Below are 17,034 nucleotides of genomic sequence, written 5' to 3'. Positions count from 1 at the left end.
GAACGATCAGCTGAAAAAGCTGGTCGTTTTTTTATGTCTAAAACCGGAAGGTTTTAAAGGAGTTAAAGATTCAGTACGATGGAGTAAAAATAAGGAAGACAATACCTGGATGGGGAGGAGCGAGGAGGAAAAGGAACGAAGGCTAAGAACGCCGCGTTCTGTGGCACCGCCTTCATGACCTATATCCTGTAGGCCTCATGGAAGTTAAGCTCGCGCGCCGATGGTAGTTGGGGCAAGTAAGGACCTTCTGCTAAGGGCCGCCACGTCCTGTGGCGAACGCAGAAGTCAGCACATCCTGTGCAAGTCCTGTAAGAGTAGGACGTTGCCAGGCAAACGAACGATCAGCTGAAAAGCTGGTCGTTTTTTTGCGTTCTTATTCCAGTTCTGATATATCTAATATTCAGCGCAGAAGAGGGTCAGTTGAGCGTGTGATTTCCCTTCCAATTGATTTACTAATTATTATTGGAGTTACAAAAGCCGAAATTACTGTGAATTTAGGAGATCGCAGTGAAAAACGAGTAAATAAGGACATGCCTGGAGCATTCAGGGTCTGTCTTTAAGCGTATTGCATACTTTTCATGGATCAGGAATAATTACATCAGTTCGCCGATGGTTATTAACGGCAAATTAAATATCAGTCATAGTATAATAAATAAAAACGTAAAAAGCGGTGGGACGAAGTGGCTTTTTTATCGGAGTTAAAGGTCTTAAAAGAAATTGCTGAGACATTAAATGAGGGGTCAGAGTTAAGTGCGGTGTTAAATGAGGTGCTGGCCAGGCTTTTGACTGTAACAAAGTTTGATGCCGGATGGATTTTTCTGATTGATGAACAGGGTGGTTATGAATTGGCAGCTTCCAAGCAATTGCCGCCGGCGCTTTTAAATGAAGAAATACAGCCGATGTGCAATGGAGAGTGCTGGTGCATTGACCGATTTAGGAAAGGTGCATTGAAGAAAGCAACTAACATTATTGAGTGCCAGCGGCTTGAGGATGCTATCGAATTGAACTGGGGAGACACCAGGGGTCTTACGCATCATGCAACGGTTCCGCTTCAGGCTGCTGATGAAAAGTTTGGTTTATTAAATATAGCGGCGGCACACAAAACTATTTTTTCTCAGGAGGAACTCACTCTCTTAGAATCAGTAGCCTATCAAATTGGGACTGCCATTAAAAGAATTAAACTGTCACGGACAGAGCAAGAAATGAGAGTAGCAGAGGAAAGAAATCGATTGGCAAAAGATTTGCATGATTCGGTGAATCAGCTTCTTTTTACAATAAATATTACAGCAAGAGCCGGCCAATCGGTAATCTCAGAAGCTAAAGGCAAAGAGGCATTCTCCGCAATACAGCAGATGGCTCAGCATGCCCAGGCAGAAATGAAGGCACTGATATGGCAGCTCCGTCCTCAAGGTCTTGAAAAAGGACTCGCGACTGCGTTAGTGAATTACGCCGAGATGATCGGACTAAAGGTCCTTTCTGACGTAAAAGGAGTTTATACTTTGCCGTCGGCTGTGGAAGAAGCATTATGGAGGATTGGCCAGGAAGCTTTTAATAATTGCAGAAAATACTCCGGGCAAGAGAATGTGGAAATGCAGATCATTTTAGAAAAAATGGAGGTTTCCATGACCATTCGTGACAACGGGATTGGTTTCCTTTGTGATAGAGGTGAACACATTCCTGCAAACGGTTTAAGGAATATGAAGGAGCGTGCAGCAGCGTTAAAGGGAAGTGTAGAAATAAAATCCAATCCGGGTGCAGGAACGGCTGTAATTGTTAAGATTCCGTTTTAAGGAGAGAATATTTTGTCAATACGAATACTTATAGCAGATGATCATCACATTGTAAGAAGAGGGCTGGTTTTCTTTTTAAATACACAAGAAGACTTTGAGGTGATTGGGGAAGCGCAAAATGGCCGGGAAGCTTTAGAGATGGCTGAAAAGCTGGGCCCGGATATCATTCTTATGGATCTTTCCATGCCTGAACTGGATGGCATAGAAGCAACGAAAAAGATAATTGAAATAAATCCGCTCGCTAAAGTAATGATTTTAACGAGTTTTTCTGACGAGGACCATGTACTTCCATCCCTTGAGGCCGGTGCATCTGGTTATCAGCTGAAAGAAAGCGATCCGGATGAACTGGTCCGCTGTATCCGTAAAGTTGTACAGGGGGAAAATCAGCTGCATTCCAAAGCTACTGCCCACTTATTAAAGCAGGTATCCGGAAAAAAGAATGAGGAAGAAGCTCCGTATCTGCGCCTAACCAAAAGAGAAACAGAGGTATTGCTCGAAATTGCTTCAGGCAAAAGTAATAAAGAAATTGCTGCAGCTTTATATATAACGGAAAAAACGGTAAAAACACATGTTTCGAATATTTTATCGAAGCTAGGACTGCAGGACCGGACACAGGCGGCCTTGTATGCTGTAAAACAAGGAATTGGACCGATTGCTTAATACATATATCATTTTTCTGAGAGCAAGATAAGAAAACAGCGTTTTGGAGGAGGAAAACAATTTTCGTGAGCAAAAAAACTAAGCAAACCTTCGAAGTTGAAAATGGAGAAAGCATTGAAGACTGCCTTAATAGAATGAAGGAAGCGGGATATTATCCTGTAAAAAGAACGGAAAAGCCAATTTTTGAGGAAAAAATAATAAATGGACAGAAGGAATACGAGCCAATAGATAGAAAAATTGTTTTTGAAGCCAAACCATTGGAGTAAAAACCGAACATTAAACCTTCAAAAATATAAAACGTTCGAATTTATTGTTGACTATAATCATTCACCTTGTTAAGATAAAAAGGTGATAAATAAGCTCTCTCATATAATACCGGGAATATGGCCCGAAAGTTTCTACCCAGCGACCGTAAATGGCTGGACTATGAGAGAAAGTTTCTAACTGGGTGCAAGGTCTATTTAATTATGAAAAGAGACTTTTCAATCCGGACAGACTACTTTCTCCGTAAAGTAGTTTGTCCGGATTTTTATTTTTAAAAGAAAAAACAAGCTGAAGGGAGCATTGATTTGAAACCGCAGATAGGAGTAATAATGGGGAGCATTTCTGACTGGGAAACAATGAAATATGCTTGTGAGGCGCTGGACCAGCTGGAAGTCCAATATGAAAAAAGAGTAATCTCGGCTCATCGGACACCTGATTTAATGTTTGAATATGCAGAAAATGCGAGGGACAGGGGCCTAAAGGTGATCATTGCGGGCGCGGGCGGGGCTGCACATTTGCCTGGCATGACAGCTGCCAAAACCACTCTTCCTGTAATCGGGGTTCCGGTTCAATCTAAAGCATTAAACGGGATGGACTCCCTCCTCTCTATCGTTCAGATGCCTGGCGGAATACCTGTTGCGACAGTTGCCGTAGGCAAGGCAGGTGCAACTAATGCTGGACTCTTGGCTGCCCAAATCCTTTCCTGTTCGGATACCGAACTGGCAGAACGGCTACAGTTAATGAGGAATGAAACAAAGGAAAAGGTGATTTGCAGCAATGAACAGCTTAAATAATACAGTTATCCTACCAGGTGCCACTATAGGAATAATCGGCGGCGGGCAGTTAGGAAGAATGATGGCCCTTTCTGCCAAAGAATCGGGCTTTCGGATAGCCGTACTGGACCCAGCCGAAGGGGGGCCTTGCAGTGAAGTAGCTGATATCGAAATAATCGGCGGCTATGACGATAAAACGGCATTGAAACGATTGGCTGATGTTAGTGATGTAATTACCTTTGAATTTGAGAATATTAATTCAGAAGCGCTTGATTGGCTGCAGCACCATGCTTACGTGCCGCAGGGAACAGAGCTGCTGCGGATCTCCCAGGACCGAATACAGGAAAAAGAGAGAATTAACGCTTCTGGGGCTAGGACGGCTCCGTTTTTTCCGATAAGTGAACTTACTGAACTTTATGATAGGATAGAAACGCTGGGACTTCCATGTGTATTAAAGACTGCCAGGGGCGGCTACGATGGAAAAGGCCAATTGGTTATTCGGACCAAGGATGATATCGAGAAAGCAGATGCGCTTATCCAGCAGGGTACTTGTGTTTTGGAAGCTTGGGTACCATTTGAAATGGAAATTTCGGTCATTGTTGTACGCAAGGCGAACGGGGGTTCAAGCTGTTTTCCGGTAGCGGAAAATGTTCATGTGAATAACATCCTGCATCAAACGATTGTTCCAGCAAGAATCGCAGATAGTACAGCAAAGGCAGCCATTGAAAAAGCGATGCTGATTGCTGATGCAGTAGAACTTGTGGGAATCATGGCTGTAGAAATGTTTGTGAAAGCTGATGGAGAAATCATTATAAATGAATTGGCTCCAAGACCGCATAACACGGGCCATTTCTCCATTGAGGCATGCAAAACATCACAATTTGAACAGCATATCCGTGCGATATGCAATTGGCCGCTCGGAAGTACGGAATTGATTCAGCCTGCGGTTATGATTAACATTCTTGGACAGCATATGGGCAAATTAATGGAAGCAATCCCTTTTCTGCAGGATTGGAAAGTCCATCTCTACGGTAAAAAAGATGCGAAACATAACCGGAAAATGGGCCATGTGAATATCCTCAGAGAATCAGCGGAACTGGCAATTTCTGAAGCGGAAGCCAGCGGAATTTGGTATGAGAACGAAATGGAGGCAATGCGATGATTGAAAGATATACAAGACCTGAAATGGGTGCGGTTTGGAAAGAAGAAAACAAGTTCAAAGCATGGCTGGAAGTAGAGATTTTAGCATGTGAAGCATGGGCTGAGCTTGGGGCGATCCCGAAGGAAGATGTAAAGCTTCTTCGTAAGAATGCTACCTTCAATATTGACCGTATCAATGAGATTGAGCAAGAAACCCGCCACGATGTGGTTGCTTTTACAAGAGCTGTTTCTGAAACACTTGGTGAAGAGCGTAAATGGGTTCATTATGGACTTACTTCCACTGATGTGGTTGATACTGCACTTTCCTACATCCTTAGACAGGCAAATGAGATTTTGCAAAAAGATATTGAAAACTTTATCGAAATCCTTAGAAATAAGGCGAAGGAACACAAATATACCGTCATGATGGGCCGTACTCATGGGGTACATGCGGAGCCTACAACATTTGGCTTAAAGCTTGGCCTGTGGTACGAAGAAATGAAACGGAATCTGGAGCGCTTTATCGATGCAAGAAGGAATATTGAAGTAGGTAAGATTTCCGGTGCGGTTGGAACGTATGCAAACATTGACCCATTCGTGGAGAGCTATGTATGTGAAAACCTCGGTTTAAAAGCAGCACCGATTTCAACACAGACACTGCAGCGTGACCGCCATGCTCAATATATGAGCGTGCTGGCATTAATCGCTACGTCTATTGAAAAATTCGCAGTGGAAGTCCGCGGCTTGCAAAAGAGTGAAACCCGTGAGGTGGAAGAATTTTTTGCAAAGGGCCAGAAGGGTTCGTCAGCGATGCCTCATAAACGGAATCCAATTGGTTCTGAAAATATGACAGGGATGGCAAGGGTTATCCGCGGTTATATGATGACTGCCTACGAAAATGTGCCGCTATGGCATGAAAGGGACATTTCCCATTCTTCAGCAGAACGGATCATTCTTCCTGATGCAACAATTGCATTAAATTACATGCTGAACCGTTTTGGAAATATCATTAAAAACCTTACTGTTTATCCAGAAAATATGAAGCGGAACATGGACAGGACGTTAGGGCTTATTTACTCCCAGCGTGTCCTTCTTGCATTAATTGATAAGGGTCTTGTTCGCGAGGAAGCGTATGACACGGTTCAGCCTAAAGCAATGGAAGCATGGGAGCGGCAGGTTCCATTCCGCCAGCTTCTTGAAGAGGATGAGAAAATCACAAACCTGCTATCAAAGGCAGAGCTGGATGATTGTTTCGATTATAACCATCATTTGCAAAAAGTAGATTTCATTTTTGAACGGTTAGGTCTTTAAGAAAAGAGGTTCCCGGCCTACTAATGCGGCCGGGGATTTAAAAAGAAGAATACTATTGAAACGGATGGTGCGATATGGAAAAGCGGGCTCTTTTATATGAAGGAAAAGCCAAAAGGATATATGCAACAAACGACGATTCAGTGGTTTGGATTGAATATAAAGATGAGGCAACTGCCTTTAATGGCCAAAAGAAAGCTGAAATCAGCGGCAAGGGAGTCTTGAATAATGCGATTTCAAGCTTGATTTTTGCAAAGCTGAAGGAAGAGGGTATCGCGTCCCATTTTATACAAGAGCTGTCAGACCGCGAACAGCTGGTTAAAAAAGTATCGATTATTCCGCTTGAAGTAGTGGTACGGAATGTTGCGGCAGGAACACTTGCCAGCAGGATTGGATATCCGGAAGGAAAGGCATTGAGAAAACCTCTTGTTGAATTTTATTACAAGGATGATGAGCTGGGCGATCCGCTTATTACTGATGCACATATTGAAGAATTACAGATTGCAAGTTTAGAAGATGCAAGATTGCTAGAACAAAAGGCGCTAAAGGTTAATGCAGTTTTATCAAGCTTTTTTGCAGCAATGAATATCCGGCTGATTGATTTTAAGCTGGAATTTGGCAAAACAGCCGAAGGGGAAATTTTGCTGGCAGATGAAATTTCACCGGACACATGCAGATTATGGGACGCAGCAACTAATGAAAAGCTTGATAAGGATGTATTCCGTCGTGATCTAGGAAACTTGACGGATACTTACAAAAAACTACTTTCAAGGCTGGGAGGACAACAGCATGTATAAAGTCAAAGTTTATGTAACACTTCGGGAAAGCGTATTGGATCCACAAGGTTCTGCGGTGGTTCATTCATTGCACAGCATGAATTATAAAGAGGTTAAGGAAGTCCGCATCGGAAAATATATGGAACTAACCATTGAGAAAAAAGGCCGCGATATTGATGAAACGGTAAAGGAATTGTGTGAAAAGCTGCTCGCTAATACAGTTATTGAGGACTACCGTTATGAGGTTGAGGAGGTCGTCGCACAGTGAAATTTGCGGTAATCGTATTTCCAGGATCCAATTGTGATGCTGATATGTATCACGCCATTAAGGACAGCTTGGGCGAAGAGGTTGAATATGTTCCCCATACAGCAAGCTCGCTTGAAGGCTTTGATGGAATCCTGCTTCCTGGCGGCTTTTCGTACGGAGATTATTTACGATCAGGCGCTATTGCGCGTTTCTCGAATATTATGCCGGAGGTTATCCGCGCTGCTGAAGCTGGAAAACCGGTTCTTGGAGTCTGCAATGGATTTCAAATCCTTTTGGAAGCTGGACTGCTGCCAGGTGCAATGAGAAGGAACGACTCACTGCAATTCATTTGCAAGACTACGAAGCTAAAAGTAGAAAATTCAAATACACAGTTCACGAACGCTTACAACGAAGAGGAAACAATCCGGATACCGGTAGCACACGGTGAAGGCAATTATTATTGCGACGAAAAAACCCTTTCTGTGCTTAAAGAAAATAACCGAATCGTATTTACTTACGCTGGTGAAAATCCGAACGGAAGTGTAGAAGATATCGCCGGAATTATGAATGAGCAGGGAAATGTCCTTGGCATGATGCCCCATCCTGAACGTGCAGCTGACGAACTGCTTGGAAGCAAGGATGGTTTGAAGTTATTTCAATCAATCGTAAAGAGCTGGAGGGAATCAAATGCTATCAACGCTTGAACCAACACCGAAAAAAATCAAGGCGGATAGAATCTATGCAGAAATGGGATTGTCTGATGAAGAGTTTGCAATGATCGAGTCTATTATTGGGCGAACTCCGAATTTCACCGAAACCGGCTTGTTTTCGGTTATGTGGTCTGAGCATTGTTCATATAAAAACTCCAAGCCGGTATTAAAGAGGTTCCCTGTTACAGGAGAGAAAGTGCTTCAAGGACCGGGTGAAGGAGCAGGGATCGTAGATATCGGGGATAAGCAAGCCGTTGTCTTCAAAATCGAAAGCCACAACCATCCGACTGCGATCGAACCATACCAAGGCGCTGCCACTGGTGTTGGCGGAATCATCCGCGACGTCTTTTCAATGGGTGCCCGCCCGATTGCCCTGTTGAACTCACTTCGTTTTGGAGAGCTGGATAATCCACGTACTAAATATATATTTAAAGAAGCAGTTGCCGGCATTGCAGGCTATGGCAACTGTATTGGCATCCCGACGGTTGGCGGAGAAATTCAATTCGACCCGGCATATGCAGGCAACCCTCTTATGAATGCAATGTGTGTCGGTTTAATCAACCATGAAGATATCAAAAAAGGCCAGGCCCACGGCGTCGGAAATACCGTTATGTATGTTGGTGCCAAGACAGGCCGCGACGGGATTCACGGAGCTACCTTTGCTTCCGAGGAACTGTCAAGCGGGTCAGATTCGAAACGTGCCGCAGTCCAGGTAGGAGATCCGTTCATGGAAAAGCTTCTGCTTGAAGCTTGCCTAGAGCTGATTCATTCGGACGCATTGATCGGTATCCAGGACATGGGTGCTGCCGGGCTTACAAGCTCTTCAGCGGAAATGGCAAGCAAGGCTGGATCTGGAATTGAAATGAACCTTGATCTGGTGCCGCAGCGTGAGCCTGGCATGACAGCGTATGAAATGATGCTTTCTGAGTCTCAGGAGCGGATGCTTATTGTTGTAAAAAAAGGCAGGGAACAGGAAATTATTGATCTTTTCGCTAAGCACGGCCTTGATGCAGCTGCCATCGGCGTCGTAACAGATGATCAAAAACTTCGACTTGTGCATAAAGGACAAGTGGTCGCTGACGTACCCGTTGATGCGCTGGCAGAAGAAGCACCAGTATATAATAAGCCTTCCCGTATGCCTGAATACTTTAAAGAATTCCAGGAGATGGACACAGATATCACAAGCATTGATGACTATAAAGAAACTCTGATTTCACTGCTGTCCCAGCCGACAATCGCAAGCAAGGAATGGGTATACGAGCAGTATGATTATCAAGTCGGCACGAATACAGCTGTGACACCGGGATCAGATGCGGCTGTGCTTCGTATCCGTGGTACCAGAAAGGCGCTGGCTATGACAACGGACTGTAACTCCCGCTATATATATCTGGATCCGGAAACAGGCGGAAAAATCGCTGTGGCAGAAGCAGCGCGCAACATTATTTGCTCTGGAGCCGAGCCGCTGGCCATCACGGATTGCCTCAATTTTGGAAGCCCGGAAAAGCCAGAAATCTTCTGGCAGCTGGAAAAGGCTGCTGATGGAATCAGTGAAGCCTGCAGAACATTAGAAGCGCCTGTTATCGGGGGGAATGTTTCCCTCTATAACGAAACGAATGGTGAAGCCATTTATCCGACCCCTGTTATTGGAATGGTTGGTTTAATAAAAGACCTTGAACATATCACTACACAGCAATTTAAACAAGCAGGAGACTTGATTTACCTCGTTGGGGAAACTGGTTCTGACTTCGGTGGCAGCGAGCTGCAAAAGCTGCTTTACGGCCGCATCTTTGGTCAGGCACCTGCTATTGACTTAGGAACAGAACAAAAGCGCCAGCAGGAGATTCTTACTGCGATTCGCAGCGGATTGGTAGCATCTGCCCATGATTTATCAGAAGGCGGACTGGCAACAGCAGTAGCCGAATCTTTATTTGGAACGGATTTAGGAGCCAGCGTTACAGTATCCGGAAACCCTATTGCCGAGCTTTTTGCTGAAACACAATCAAGGTTCCTGATCACGGTTAAGCCGGAACAAAAGCATGCTTTTGAAGAATCTGTCAGGGATGCCTATCAAATTGGTGAGGTTACTGATGTTCCTATGCTTCGTATTTCAAGTGAAACTGGTTCAAGTTTAATAGAAGCAGAAGTTAGTGAATTGTTGACAGCCTGGAAAGGAGCGATCCCATGCTTGCTGAATTAAAAGGCTTGAATGAGGAATGCGGCGTTTTTGGAATCTGGGGGCATCCTGATGCCGCCCAGATCACCTATTATGGATTGCACAGCCTGCAGCATCGCGGCCAGGAAGGTGCCGGGATGGTTCTGACAGATGGCGAAACCCTGACGGGGATAAAAGGAGAAGGGCTTGTAACAGAGGTGTTTACAGCTGATAAAATGAAAGATATCTACGGCAAAGCTTCAATCGGCCATGTCCGCTATGCAACCGCGGGCGGCGGAGGATATGAAAATGTTCAGCCGCTTTTATTCCGCGCCCAAAGCGGCAGCCTTGCGCTTGCCCATAATGGGAATTTGGTAAATGCAATTCAGCTCAGAGGCCAGCTCGAAGCTCAGGGAAGTATTTTTCAGACCTCTTCCGATACAGAAGTATTGGCGCATTTGATTAAGCGCGGGGGTTTTGCTGATCTGAAGGAACGGGTGAAAAACGCATTAGGAATGATTAAAGGGGCATATGCCTTCTTAATCATGACCGAATCGGAAATGATTGTAGCTCTTGACCCGCATGGTTTAAGACCGCTTTCTCTTGGTAAAATCGGAGACGCTTATGTAGTTGCGTCCGAAACATGTGCGTTAGATATCACAGGTGCCGAGTTTATCCGTGACATTGAACCAGGCGAGCTGATGATTATTAATGATGAGGGCATTTCGTCAGAACGGTTCTCTCATTCAAGCAGCCGGTCCATGTGCACGATGGAATATGTATATTTTTCAAGGCCTGACAGCAATATTGACGGCATTAACGTCCATACTGCAAGGAAAAATCTTGGCAAGAAGCTTGCCATGGAGGCTTTAATAGATGCAGATGTAGTAACAGGTGTTCCTGATTCCAGCATCTCAGTCGCCATCGGCTACGCGGAAGCCTCTGGTATTCCTTACGAAATGGGACTTATCAAAAACCGTTATGTTGGCCGGACATTCATCCAGCCTTCCCAGTCGCTGCGTGAGCAAGGTGTAAAAATGAAGCTGTCCCCGGTTAGAGGTGTAGTCGAAGGAAAACGGGTTGTCATGGTAGATGATTCGATCGTAAGAGGAACGACAAGCAGGCGAATCGTGTCGATGTTAAAAGAGGCAGGGGCATTAGAGGTGCATGTTTGCATCAGCTCGCCTCCGATTAAGAATCCATGTTTTTACGGCATTGATACGTCATCAAGAGAAGAATTGATTGCTTCTTCTCATTCGGTTGAAGAATTACGCGAAATGATCGGTGCAGATTCACTCACCTTTTTAAGCATTGAAGGAATGGTCGAAGGTATCGGCAGGCCATTTGAAGGGGAAACCCGCGGACAATGTCTGGCTTGTTTTAATGGGAAATATCCAACAGAAATTTACGGTGAGACGATCGAAAATGCGAAGAAATGCTAATAATGTCAGATGTGAAAAAAATAGATAACGGGTAACGTGACGATATTAAATCGGTCGGTTTAATTATTGCAAAATGTTCAACATTCATTGGGTTGGGCGCTTGCGCTTTCTTACAGGAGGGGTATAAAAATGGCTAATTCTTACAGGCAGGCTGGAGTTGATATCGAAGCTGGCTATGAAGCTGTATCGCGCATGAAAAAGCATGTTCAAAGGACGATGAGACCCGAAGTTTTAAGCGGAATCGGCGGTTTCGGCGGAACGTTTGACCTTTCTGCGTTAGGCTTGAAGGAGCCTGTATTGGTTTCCGGCACCGATGGAGTCGGCACAAAGCTGATGGTAGCGTTAATGGCTGATCGACACGACACGATTGGCATCGACTGTGTAGCGATGTGTGTGAACGATATCGTGGTCCAGGGTGCAGAGCCACTTTATTTCCTAGACTATATTGCGTGCGGAAAGGCGGAGCCTGCACGGATAGAAGATATTGTAAAGGGTGTGGCTGCGGGCTGCGAGGATGCCGGATGTGCCCTAATTGGCGGCGAAACGGCAGAAATGCCTGGAATGTACGGTGAAGAAGAGTATGATCTTGCTGGGTTTGCGGTTGGAGCTTGTGAGAAAAAACAGCTTATCACAGGTGAAACGATAATTCCCGGAGATGTTGTCATCGGGCTTGCTTCTAACGGTATCCACAGTAACGGATACTCTCTAGTAAGAAAAATACTATTTAACGATCATGCGATGATTTTGGATGAGCAAGTCGAAGAGCTTGGCAGCACACTTGGTGACGAGTTGCTTAAACCAACACGCATTTATGTGCGCCCCATCTTAAAAGCAAAAGAGAAGTTCGCTTTAAAGGGAATGGCCCACATCACTGGTGGAGGATTCATAGAAAATATCCCGCGTATGCTTCCAGAAGGCCTTGCTGTTGAAATCGAGCCAGGAACATGGGAGATTCCACCGATCTTTAAACTCCTGCAAAATAAAGGGAAGCTTAATGAAGAAGAAATGTACAATATTTTTAATATGGGAATCGGCTTTGTTGTGGTTGTAAAAGAAGAGGAAGCTGCAGAATTAGTCTCCTTTTTGAATCAGTTGGGCGAAACAGCAGCTGTGATTGGCAGAGTGGCCAGCGGAGAAGGAGTGTCTTTTTTAAGATAATAGAACTAAAGGTCCATTCCAGGTTGCGAGATGAGTAAAATGGAGTCTGGACCTTTGGTTTTGAACATGAGGTTTTTTAAAAATTAACCTGGTACACTTAGTTTTTACTCTTATGAAATACAGATGGATTGGTAAGTTAATAGCTTTTTTCTATCTGCCGTGCTGGGGACCTTTAATCTTACCTATTAAGGTCCTCTTTTTTCGGACTAACTTTTATGCAAGCTCAGGAGGAGCCTATGAACAGGATTGCGGTATTCGCCTCTGGTAACGGCAGTAATTTTCAGGCAATTGCAGATGCCATTCGTAACAAATCACTTGATGCGGCCATTTGTCTGCTAGTGAGTGACAACCCAGAAGCATTTGCTGTGGAAAGGGCAAGAAAGGAAGACATAAACACCTTTATATTTCAGCCTAAACAATATGCCTCCAAAGAAGAGTTCGAGAAGGAAATACTTGATCAGTTAAAATTGGAACAAATAGAATTAATTGTCCTTGCGGGCTATATGAGGCTAATAGGAACTACGCTTCTGAAGGCATATCCGCGCCGTATCATAAACATTCATCCATCTCTATTACCCGCCTTTCCTGGAAAGGACGCGATAGGGCAGGCGATCTCGGCAGGAGTGAAGGAAACCGGTGTCACCGTCCATTTCGTTGATGAAGGAATGGATACTGGAACAGTTATAAAGCAAAGCTCGATACCTGTTTTCGAAGGTGATACGAGGGAATCGCTGCAGAAGCGGATCCAGAATAACGAGCATCAATTATATCCATCCGTTTTGCAAAAGCTGCTGGATTCAAGAATAGAAAAATAATAACTTGTGGGGGACAGTCATGAGAAAAAAGGCACTTATCAGCGTATCTGACAAAACTGGCATTATTGAGTTTGCGAAAGGCCTTCAGGAACTGGGCTTTGAAATTATTTCAACAGGCGGTACAAAAAAGGCGCTGCAGGACAATGGTGTGGAAGTAGTGGGCATTAGCGAAGTAACAGGATTTCCTGAGATTTTGGATGGCCGTGTGAAAACCCTGCACCCGAATGTCCATGGTGCGCTTTTGGCAAGAGTGGGCGAAGCGGATCACCTTTCACAGATTCAAGATCATGGCATAGAGCCGATAAGCGTTGTTTGTGTCAATCTTTATCCTTTTAAACAAACCATCAGCAAACCTGATGTTTCCGTAGAAGAAGCCATTGAAAATATTGATATTGGGGGACCTTCCATGCTGCGCTCATCCGCAAAAAATCATGAGTATGTAGCAGCGGTTGTGGATCCTGCCGATTATGAAACAGTTTTAACGGAATTGAAAGAAACCGGGGATGTTCATAAAGAAACAAAGAGAAAACTTGCAGCCAAGGTATTCAGGCACACTGCTGCGTACGATGCAATGATTGCAGAGTATATGACAGAACTTGTGCAAGAGGAACAGCCGGAAACCGTAACAATGACATTCGAATTAAAACAGCCTCTCCGTTATGGAGAAAACCCCCATCAGAAAGCAGCTTTTTATAAAAAGCCTCTCGGTTCATCATTTTCCATTGCACATGCCGAGCAGCTTCATGGAAAAGAGTTATCCTACAATAATATAAATGATGCAGATGCTGCGCTGCAGATTGCCCGGGAGTTCAGCCAGCCGGCAGCAGTAGCTGTTAAACATAGCAACCCTTGCGGAGTGGGAACAGGCGAGACAATTGAAGCAGCATTTTCTCAGGCCTATCAGGCGGATCCTGTTTCTATCTTTGGCGGCATTGTTGCCTTAAACCGTGAAGTGAACAGAGAAACAGCCGAACAGCTTCATGAAATATTCCTTGAAATTGTAATCGCTCCTTCTTATACAAAGGAAGCTTTGGAGATTTTAACTAGCAAGAAAAATATCCGGCTTTTAACTGTTTCGTTTGGAAGGAAAGGTAATACAGAGAAAAGGCTATCGTCAATCGAAGGCGGCTTGCTTATCCAGGACAGTGATGAATATGGTCTTGAACAGGCGAATATTACCGTACCTACCAAGCGGAAGCCGACAGAGGATGAGTGGAATGCCTTAAAGCTTGGCTGGAAGGTTGTTAAACATGTTAAGTCTAACGCCATCGTGGTAAGTGATGCTCTGATGACGCTTGGAATCGGAGCTGGCCAGATGAACCGCGTAGGTTCTGCTAATATTGCTCTCGAGCAGGCAGGAGAAAAAGCGCAAGGCAGCGCAATGGCTTCCGATGCTTTTTTCCCTATGGATGACACGGTTGAAGCTGCAGCCAAGGCCGGAATAACGGCTATCATTCAGCCTGGAGGCTCCGTCCGTGATGAAGACTCTATAAAAAAAGCAGATGAATACGGAATTGCAATGGTGTTTACAGGAGTGCGCCATTTTAAACATTAAAAGTGCAGGCGCCCTGGTCACAACAGACTGGGTTAGGTTTTGATTGCAATAGTAGTTTGTCAGCACTTGATTACTGCATAATTCAAGTGCTGACAGAAGCTGCTATTTGCTATATAGAACGATTGGCTGTAAACCTCTAGGAGGACTGGAGCTAGACAGACTTCAGTTTTTAAGAGATATTTTTAGCATCTTGAACAAAAACTTTTTCATTGGAGGCGGAAAGTGTGGATGTACTGGTAATTGGCCGCGGCGGCAGGGAGCATGCAATTGCAAGGAAGCTTACTGAAAGTGCACGTGTGGATAAAGTATTCGTCGCTCCGGGAAATCCCGGGATGACGGATGTAGCTGAGATAATCTCTATTGATGAAAATGACCACTCATCATTAATTGCTTTTGCAGCAGAACACAATATCGGGCTTACGATTGTAGGGCCGGAAATTCCTCTGCAAAATGGAATCGTTGATGAATTTGAAGCTGCCGGATTAAAGGCGTTCGGACCAAAGAAGAATGCGGCCATCATTGAAGGCAGCAAAGCGTTTGCTAAAGATTTGATGAAAAAATATGGAATACCTACAGCAGGATATGAAGTATTTTCTTCCTATGAAGAAGCAAAGACTCATATTGATGCCAATGAGGCACCGTTCGTCTTAAAAGCGGATGGGCTGGCGGCAGGCAAGGGTGTCGTTATTGCGATGACGAAGGCTGATGCTCTGGAAGCGATTCATGAAATGATGGTTATGGATAAGTTCAATGGAGCGGCTTCCCAGGTAGTTATTGAGGATTTTTTAATTGGAGAGGAATTCTCATTAATGGCCTTTGTTAGCGGGGAAAAGGTTTATCCTATGGTGATCGCCCAGGATCACAAACGGGCATTTGATGGCGATACTGGCCCAAACACAGGGGGGATGGGTGCTTATTCTCCTGTTCCGCAAATCGATGACAGAATTGTTCAGGAAGCGGTAGAGACGGTCCTAATTCCAGCAGCCCGGGCTTTAAAAGCTGAGGGAAGAACATTCACAGGGATTCTTTACGCGGGCTTAATATTAACAAGTAAAGGGACGAAGGTAATTGAGTTTAACGCCCGTTTTGGCGACCCGGAAACACAGGTTGTCCTGCCAAGGCTCAAGACGGACCTTGTGGATGTAATCGAAACGGTTATGACAGAAATGCCTCTGGAAATTCAATGGCATAAAGAAGCAGTTCTTGGAGTGGTATTAGCAGCAAAAGGCTACCCGGAAACATATGAAAAAGGCAGCCGGATCAAGGGACTGGATCAATTGGATAAAGGCACATATGTATACCATGCCGGAACAGCTTTGAATGATGATGGCGAGTTTGTAACGAACGGCGGCCGCGTTTTACTTGTTGCTGCAAAAGCAAAAGATATCAGTGCTGCTAAACAGAAAGTATACGAGCAGCTTGGCCATGTTCAATGCGACGGGTTATTCTGGAGAAGCGATATTGGGCACAGGGCTATTCAGGCCGCCTCTTCTTTGTTTTCTTAACATAGACGAATAATAGAGCGATGAGCGATCCGATTAAAAGAATTAAAACAAAAAACATATCTGATAAATATTCAGAGAGCATATGCTCCACTCCTTTTATGCTATTTCCGTGTAGTATGAAATGAGGGAAAATGTTAAGCGGCTTAACGGGTCAATTAAGCGGCAATCTGTTTAATTAAGCGCTCGCTTAGTGTTTTTAAGCGGAAATGATTCGAATGTGGAACTATTTAAGCGAACACATTTTTTGGCCATTTGGATAGGCGGATGCAGGTAAAGCAATTAATTTTTCAAAAAGAGGCTGTCTGCATTTTCGGCGAAATGCAAAAACAGCCTCTTTGCCTTTATTGGCGGGAATCAGACGATTCTCTTTTATTGTTTTTGCCTTCACTTTCCATCATGCTTGTGCCTTCTTTAACCATTTCAGTCACAGGACAATAGCGAAGAATCCCTTCTCCTACCTTCATTCCTGCCATCATTGCTATTAATAGGGCTGAGCCCCGCCATGGCTTTTTTACCATTTTTGCTGTGGCCCATGAAAGTAATGTAAAGCCGCAGGTAATTCTAATTAATGCATTAATGGTGCCAATATTTTGTTTGCCGTTCATCCTATCTTCTCCCTTCACAAATTAGTCACATTAATTTTGTAAAACTTTAATGAGTTAAACCGTAAAATATGTTAGTATATAGTGAAAATAATTAATTGCACTATCTGTGTATTCAAAAACATTCAGTAAGTATG

18 protein-coding genes and 1 riboswitch are annotated in these 17,034 nt (G+C 44.3%); of the genes, 16 read left to right on the top strand and 2 right to left on the bottom strand.

Annotated features, from left to right (window positions below):
* Nucleotides 1–269: 269 nt before the first annotated feature.
* The 16 genes from CVD28_RS14460 (at nucleotide 270) to purD (ending at nucleotide 16,295) form a co-directional block, all read left to right on the top strand.
* Nucleotides 270–560, top strand: a complete 291-nt coding sequence (locus CVD28_RS14460) for a hypothetical protein (protein WP_101593086.1) — start codon at nucleotides 270–272, stop codon at nucleotides 558–560.
* 120 nt (nucleotides 561–680) lie between these two features.
* Entirely contained in the window at nucleotides 681–1,790 is a 1,110-nt protein-coding gene (locus tag CVD28_RS14455) for a GAF domain-containing sensor histidine kinase (protein WP_101593085.1), read from the top strand.
* A 12-nt stretch (nucleotides 1,791–1,802) separates the two neighbouring features.
* Entirely contained in the window at nucleotides 1,803–2,450 is a 648-nt protein-coding gene (locus CVD28_RS14450) for a response regulator (protein WP_101593084.1), read from the top strand.
* A 65-nt stretch (nucleotides 2,451–2,515) separates the two neighbouring features.
* Nucleotides 2,516–2,716: an NETI motif-containing protein gene (locus CVD28_RS14445; protein WP_101593083.1), complete on the top strand. Its 201-nt coding sequence runs from the start codon at nucleotides 2,516–2,518 to the stop codon at nucleotides 2,714–2,716.
* 79 nt (nucleotides 2,717–2,795) lie between these two features.
* Nucleotides 2,796–2,897: riboswitch (purine riboswitch) on the top strand.
* A 122-nt stretch (nucleotides 2,898–3,019) separates the two neighbouring features.
* A complete protein-coding gene (purE, locus tag CVD28_RS14440) occupies nucleotides 3,020–3,508 on the top strand; it encodes a 5-(carboxyamino)imidazole ribonucleotide mutase (RefSeq protein ID WP_101593082.1) in 489 nt (162 codons plus the stop codon).
* The gene (gene purK, locus CVD28_RS14435) at nucleotides 3,492–4,649 is read left to right on the top strand and encodes a 5-(carboxyamino)imidazole ribonucleotide synthase (protein WP_101593081.1); all 1,158 of its coding nucleotides are present in this window, start codon (nucleotides 3,492–3,494) and stop codon (nucleotides 4,647–4,649) included. Before purE ends, purK begins: the two co-directional genes overlap by 17 nt.
* Nucleotides 4,646–5,938 carry an adenylosuccinate lyase gene (purB, locus tag CVD28_RS14430; RefSeq protein ID WP_101593080.1) on the top strand — a complete coding sequence of 431 codons (1,293 nt, stop codon included), beginning with the start codon at nucleotides 4,646–4,648 and terminating at the stop codon, nucleotides 5,936–5,938. The genes purK and purB overlap by 4 nt, the downstream gene beginning before the upstream one ends.
* A gap of 74 nt (nucleotides 5,939–6,012) precedes the next feature.
* Nucleotides 6,013–6,732, top strand: coding sequence for a phosphoribosylaminoimidazolesuccinocarboxamide synthase (gene purC, locus CVD28_RS14425; protein ID WP_101593079.1), 720 nt, complete (start codon nucleotides 6,013–6,015; stop codon nucleotides 6,730–6,732).
* Complete coding sequence (gene purS / locus CVD28_RS14420; RefSeq protein WP_101593078.1) at nucleotides 6,725–6,979, top strand: phosphoribosylformylglycinamidine synthase subunit PurS; 255 nt, start codon at nucleotides 6,725–6,727, stop codon at nucleotides 6,977–6,979. Before purC ends, purS begins: the two co-directional genes overlap by 8 nt.
* Nucleotides 6,976–7,662 (top strand): phosphoribosylformylglycinamidine synthase subunit PurQ, encoded by a 687-nt coding sequence (gene purQ, locus CVD28_RS14415; RefSeq protein WP_101593077.1) that lies wholly within the window; start codon nucleotides 6,976–6,978, stop codon nucleotides 7,660–7,662. The genes purS and purQ overlap by 4 nt, the downstream gene beginning before the upstream one ends.
* Nucleotides 7,646–9,865 (top strand): phosphoribosylformylglycinamidine synthase subunit PurL, encoded by a 2,220-nt coding sequence (gene purL, locus CVD28_RS14410; protein ID WP_101593076.1) that lies wholly within the window; start codon nucleotides 7,646–7,648, stop codon nucleotides 9,863–9,865. Before purQ ends, purL begins: the two co-directional genes overlap by 17 nt.
* Nucleotides 9,850–11,262, top strand: coding sequence for an amidophosphoribosyltransferase (gene purF / locus CVD28_RS14405; protein WP_101593075.1), 1,413 nt, complete (start codon nucleotides 9,850–9,852; stop codon nucleotides 11,260–11,262). Before purL ends, purF begins: the two co-directional genes overlap by 16 nt.
* Before the next feature lie 129 nt (nucleotides 11,263–11,391).
* The gene (gene purM / locus CVD28_RS14400) at nucleotides 11,392–12,420 is read left to right on the top strand and encodes a phosphoribosylformylglycinamidine cyclo-ligase (protein ID WP_101593074.1); all 1,029 of its coding nucleotides are present in this window, start codon (nucleotides 11,392–11,394) and stop codon (nucleotides 12,418–12,420) included.
* 236 nt (nucleotides 12,421–12,656) lie between these two features.
* Nucleotides 12,657–13,235 carry a phosphoribosylglycinamide formyltransferase gene (gene purN, locus CVD28_RS14395; RefSeq protein ID WP_101593073.1) on the top strand — a complete coding sequence of 193 codons (579 nt, stop codon included), beginning with the start codon at nucleotides 12,657–12,659 and terminating at the stop codon, nucleotides 13,233–13,235.
* A 19-nt stretch (nucleotides 13,236–13,254) separates the two neighbouring features.
* Nucleotides 13,255–14,790, top strand: coding sequence for a bifunctional phosphoribosylaminoimidazolecarboxamide formyltransferase/IMP cyclohydrolase (purH, locus tag CVD28_RS14390; protein ID WP_101593072.1), 1,536 nt, complete (start codon nucleotides 13,255–13,257; stop codon nucleotides 14,788–14,790).
* A gap of 224 nt (nucleotides 14,791–15,014) precedes the next feature.
* The gene (gene purD / locus CVD28_RS14385; protein WP_101593071.1) at nucleotides 15,015–16,295 is read left to right on the top strand and encodes a phosphoribosylamine--glycine ligase; all 1,281 of its coding nucleotides are present in this window, start codon (nucleotides 15,015–15,017) and stop codon (nucleotides 16,293–16,295) included.
* Here the strand turns inward: purD and CVD28_RS29300 are convergent.
* Nucleotides 16,264–16,353: an EYxxD motif small membrane protein gene (locus CVD28_RS29300; protein WP_374702537.1), complete on the bottom strand. Its 90-nt coding sequence runs from the start codon at nucleotides 16,351–16,353 to the stop codon at nucleotides 16,264–16,266. The two genes, purD and CVD28_RS29300, sit on opposite strands and share 32 nt — an antisense overlap.
* 283 nt (nucleotides 16,354–16,636) lie before the next feature.
* Nucleotides 16,637–16,900: a YgaP family membrane protein gene (locus CVD28_RS14380; RefSeq protein ID WP_101593070.1), complete on the bottom strand. Its 264-nt coding sequence runs from the start codon at nucleotides 16,898–16,900 to the stop codon at nucleotides 16,637–16,639.
* Nucleotides 16,901–17,034: the final 134 nt, after the last annotated feature.

Origin of the sequence: Bacillus sp. M6-12 (genome assembly GCF_002860285.1) — a bacterium.
Classification (GTDB): domain Bacteria; phylum Bacillota; class Bacilli; order Bacillales; family DSM-1321; genus Peribacillus.
This window is presented reverse-complemented; position numbering and strand designations above follow the sequence as displayed.